6 protein-coding genes are annotated in these 4,932 nt (G+C 37.9%); 4 read left to right on the top strand and 2 right to left on the bottom strand.

The genetic code is table 11. The features are described from left to right. On the top strand, positions 1-342 hold a 342-nt coding region (locus tag V7137_RS21410; protein WP_335699943.1), incomplete at its 5' end, for a sterol carrier protein domain-containing protein. Positions 343-359: 17 nt separating this feature from the next. After that, positions 360-1,208 (top strand): GNAT family N-acetyltransferase, encoded by an 849-nt coding sequence (locus V7137_RS21405; protein ID WP_335699942.1) that lies wholly within the window; start codon positions 360-362, stop codon positions 1,206-1,208. 58 nt (positions 1,209-1,266) lie between these two features. Here V7137_RS21405 and V7137_RS21400 read toward each other — a convergent pair whose 3' ends face one another. Together V7137_RS21400 and motA are read right to left on the bottom strand one after the other, a co-directional pair. After that, entirely contained in the window at positions 1,267-2,028 is a 762-nt protein-coding gene (locus V7137_RS21400) for an OmpA family protein (RefSeq protein ID WP_335699941.1), read from the bottom strand. Further along, complete coding sequence (motA, locus tag V7137_RS21395; RefSeq protein WP_335699940.1) at positions 2,012-2,809, bottom strand: flagellar motor stator protein MotA; 798 nt, start codon at positions 2,807-2,809, stop codon at positions 2,012-2,014. The genes V7137_RS21400 and motA overlap by 17 nt, the downstream gene beginning before the upstream one ends. A 304-nt stretch (positions 2,810-3,113) precedes the next feature. Here motA and V7137_RS21390 point away from each other — a divergent pair, with 304 nt between their 5' ends. After that, complete coding sequence (locus V7137_RS21390) at positions 3,114-3,956, top strand: CheR family methyltransferase (RefSeq protein WP_335699939.1); 843 nt, start codon at positions 3,114-3,116, stop codon at positions 3,954-3,956. Continuing rightward, positions 3,925-4,932 (top strand): protein-glutamate methylesterase/protein-glutamine glutaminase (locus V7137_RS21385; protein WP_335699938.1); only part of this gene is annotated, 1,008 nt, incomplete at its 3' end. The genes V7137_RS21390 and V7137_RS21385, both read left to right, overlap by 32 nt.

Raw genomic sequence — 4,932 nt, 5'->3', positions numbered from 1 at the left:
ATCATAGATATTAAAGGGATATTTGAAGAGTTAAAACATCATAATTTCAATCATATCAATGCAAATGTAAAGCTGCAGATTACAGATACGATACTGCCTCAGAATAATGGTGACCTGATTCTTCACGCAACCGAAGGCCGGATAAAAGTAATGGACCATGGTGACTATGATGTTAATATTTCGCTGGATATATCAGATTTTTCGTCTTTATTAATGGGAGTCGTTTCATTTAGAGAGTTATACTTATTTGGAAAAGCAAAGTTGTCCAATTCAAGTTATTTGAATGCAATCAATAGTTTATTTTCAACTACAGAAAAGCCAAGATGCATATCAGCGTTTTAGAAAAGGAGGAGAAACCTATGAATCTTATTATTAAAAAATTAACCGAATGTACAATCCAAGATACGATTACGGCTTGGAATCGGGGGTTTGAAGGCTATTTTGTGCCATTAGAAATGACACTTGAACTATTCTATAACCGTTTGGTTAATGAAGGATTGTCTTTGCAGCATTCGTTGGTTGCTTTTGACGGAGAAGAACCTGTTGCGATCGTACTAAATGGATTCCGAATCATCGCCGGGAAAAAGACAGCCTGGAATGGCGGGACTGGGATTGCACCTGATTATCGTGGTAGGGGTGTTTCCAATCTATTAATGGAGGCAGCCTTAAACGTTTATTCTGAAGAGGGAGTCGAAGTGGCTACTCTCGAAGCCATTAAGGAAAATGAAAGGGCCATACGGTTATATCAGCGATTCGGCTATGAAATAACGGATTCCCTAGTTTATCTAAGTGGGACATTAGATTTAAACCATGCTCCGATTCCATGCCAATCTGTTCGGCCCGAGCAGCTCCCAACCTACGATTTTTATAAAAAAGATCTTCCGTGGCAATGTCAGTGGCAAAGTGTTAGGTCAGGAGAAGCGCAGATTTATTATGACGAAAATCAGAATCCACTTGGTTACTCCTTATTTAAAAGGGCATGGAATCAACAGGGGCAAGTGGAAAAAGTCTTTTTATATCAACTGGAATTAGTTGCTGAAGTTAAAGAAGAGACCGTTAAGTCTATTTTGACTACTATTTCTGGAGAAACAAATCATCCTGTTAGTTTTATGACCATTAATACATCGCAAACTAGTCCGATATTTCCAATCATGTTGGACCTTGGAATCGAGAAAAAAACGGAACAGGTCCAAATGATGAAAAAATAATAGAACCAAAAAGCCAGATTCCTTGGAATAAAGGAATCTGGCTTTTAAATGATTGAGATTAGGCCTTCCGTAGTATAACTATATTTACCCTGCGATTGGCTTGTTTATGGGCCTTGGTATCATTTGGATAAAGGGGTTGATATTCTCCAAATCCAACAAATTGTAAACGGCTTTTGGCGACCTTTTTTAATTCAAAGTAATGAAGAACACTTACAGCGCGGGCAGAGGAAAGCTCCCAGTTCGAAGCATAGGCTGCATTCTTAATTGGTACATTATCCGTATGGCCTTCAATACTTATTGGATTATCAACCGTTTTTGTTAAACCGACTAAGACATTAAGTGTTTTGTATGAACTCGACTTTAAATTTGCTTTTCCGGGATCAAATAGAATGACATCTTTTAAGGAAATTTCAACCCCACGTTTTGTGTTTTGAAGAGTAATAACGGCTTTCAAATTATTATCTTCTATATATTTGGATAATTTCTTCATTAATTCGTTAAGTTCAACTTCATCCTTGCTTGGGGCAGGAGCAACCTGTTGTGCTGGTTGGGGTTGTTCTTTTGGAGTTTGTTCTTTTGTTTGCTTATCCGATGGTTTTACTGATAGGCCTGTGTTCGTATTCTCAATTTTTGTCCCAGTGAATTCCGATTTAAAGGCTTCCATGATTGACTCATATTTTTCTTTGTCGACCGTACTGGATGCAAATAATACAATAAATAATGCAAGAAGAAGTGTTAAGATATCTGCATATGGGATCAACCATGATTCATCAATATGTTCTTCATGCTCGTCATCGAATTTATTACGCAGTTTTCTCATTGACTGATTCCTCGTTTACCTTATCGATCTTTTTCCGTTCCTTTGGCGGTATGTAGACTGTTAATTTCTTTTCTAGTGAGCTAGGAGAAACACCTTGATAAACAGCAAGCAATCCTTCAATTGTTAGAAGTTTAAACTCCTGTTCCCGTTTGGAAATCCGCTTCAATTTATTGGCTAAGGGATGCCATAACACGTAACCCGAAAAAATACCTAACAAAGTTGCAATAAAAGCTGCGGAAATGGAATGTCCAAGTTTTTCAACATCATTTAAGTTACCTAATGAAGCGACTAGTCCAATTACAGCTCCAAGCACTCCTAAGGTTGGGGCATAAGTGCCTGCTTGGGTAAAGATAAGAGCTCCCGTTTTATGCCGTTTGTCTATTGCTGCTACTTCATCCAATAAGACTTCCTCAATGAACTCAATATCATGACCGTCAATAATCATTTCTAGACCTTTTTTGTAAAAAGGATCTGGTGTATTGTTTGCCATTTCCTCTAGTGCTAATAACCCTTCCTTTTTTGCAATTTCTGCACACTTTACTAAGCTGGTAACTTGATCAGACTTAGATGATAGTTTTGGTTCAAAAAGGGCGATCTTTAACAAAATAGGAAACTTTTTAATCTCACTAAATGGGAAAGCAATTAAAACTGCTGCTGCTGTTCCTCCAAAAATTATGAGATATGCTGCCGGATTGTTTAAGGCTGATAGTGAAGCCCCTTTTAAAACCATCCCGACTCCTATTGCTACCAATGCCAAGATTATACCAAAAATACTAGACATCATTTTCTCCTTCAATTAAAAAGTTTGTAATGTCATTGTACGTCAATCATGATATTTCGACAATAACGATTTTTGATAGAATCAAAATGTTTTTGATTAATTATGTTTTATTGTTGAAACTTTTAGGAATTCTAATTGACGGGTGAATATTTATCTAGTAATTTTATACTGAATTAATGTGTATCCGTACCATGGTTGCTGCATTTTTGGTGGTTTTTGATATTTAACATTTAACCTGATTTTAATTTGTGAAAATAGGTCCGCTATACTATTTGAAAGTAGAGCGTGAAATAGGGAGATGCACATGCACAAGAACGGATTAACTAAATTAAGCCGAATCATTTATGACTATTGTGGACTAGGTTATCAAGATCGGCTTTCGATCCTACGAGATAAACTATCAAAACGGGTTATTGAACTCGAATTAACCTATGAGGACTACTATAAATATCTTACAACATCACCTGCAGAATGGGATGTGGTTGTAGAGCTATTAACGATTAATGAAACCTACTTTTATCGAGAAGAAGATCAATTAAACGAGTGTTGCTCGATTGTACTACCACAAATGAAGGATAAAAATAGAGATCGGCCCCTAAGGATATGGAGTGCAGCCTGTTCAAGCGGAGAAGAGCCTTATACTCTTGCCATGTTAATTCACGAAACAGGCCGTTTTTTACCAGGTACAGTAGAGATTATTGCGACAGATATTAACAAAAAGGTCCTCCAAAAAGCTGAAAAGGGATGGTATCATAACAGTTCGTTTGCTTTTCGGCGTATTCCCGAGAACTTATTGGGCAAGTATTTTGTTGATGAAAATGGTGGATACCAAATAAAGGCAGCCATTAAAAAAATGGTGAAATTTCACCATTTAAACCTCCTTCACAAGGATAAAGTAGCTGAAATTGGTGAAGTAGATATCATTTTCTGTAGGAATGTTTTAATTTACTTTGATCAAGATAAAACGAAGAAAGTGATTCAAAGTTTATACAGAAATTTATCACCATCCGGATACCTTTTTCTGGGTCATGCAGAATCCATAACGGATCCAAACTTAGGGTTTCAAAAAGTACGCTCAGATAAAAGCTTTTATTATCGAAAGGAATCTGATCAGGATGAAACAATACGGTGTATTAGTGGTCGATGACTCTGCATTTATGCGCCGAGCGATTAGTCTAATGCTGGAAGAGGACCCTCGATTCTTGGTCGTCGGAATTGCAAGGAATGGGTTGGAAGCGGTCGAAAAGGTTCAACGACTAAAGCCCGATCTTGTTACCATGGATGTCGAGATGCCGGAAATGAACGGACTACAAGCATTGGAGCGGATTATGAAGACCAATCCCGTTCCTATAGTTATGATTAGCTCACGTACAGGCGAAGGTGCGCATGAAACCTTAACGGCCCTCGCCTTGGGTGCAGTTGATTTCTTTTTAAAAGATAACCTGATTAGAAATCAGGATGGCGACGATCAGAGTAAAGAATTTTTATATCGATTAATAGGAATTGTAGAAGCAAAACTCCCGCCGATCCTTGAAACAGTTCAGACACATAAAGTTGAAGTCAGTCATGTAAACCATCAGGGGACAGAACTTATTTTTATTGGCTGTTCAACTGGCGGGCCTAAAGCCTTGCAAACGATTTTGCCAAGTTTTCCAAAGGACTTTCCGATTCCGATAGTTGTTGCTCAGCATATGCCGCCTGGTTTTACTAAACATTTGGCCGAGAGGTTCGACTCGCTTTGTCAAATGGATGTAAAAGAAGCCCAAAATGGTCAAGAGGTCAAAGCGGGGACCATTTATATATGCCCTTCAGGTTTTCAAACACGTTTTGAAAAACAAGCGGAGAAGATCATTTTTAAAGTGGAGAATCATGATGATGGACAGGAATTATATAAACCTTCTATAGATATTACTCTCAGTTCGGCAGCGCCCATTTTCACGGATAAATTGTTATCCGTGATCTTAACGGGAATGGGTAGTGATGGGACTAATGGTTGTAGGTTAGTAAAGAAATATCATGGAAAGGTATTTGTTGAAGCAGAGGCTTCATGTATCGTATACGGGATGCCAAGAGCCGTTTTTGAAGCAGGGTATGCTGATGATCAATATGAATTGTCTCGGATT

Source organism: Neobacillus drentensis (assembly GCF_036962765.1).
GTDB classification, from domain to species: Bacteria; Bacillota; Bacilli; order Bacillales; family Cytobacillaceae; genus Neobacillus; species Neobacillus drentensis_C.
The sequence above is the reverse complement of the archived record's forward strand: the minus strand, read 5'-3'. Positions and strand labels throughout refer to the sequence as shown.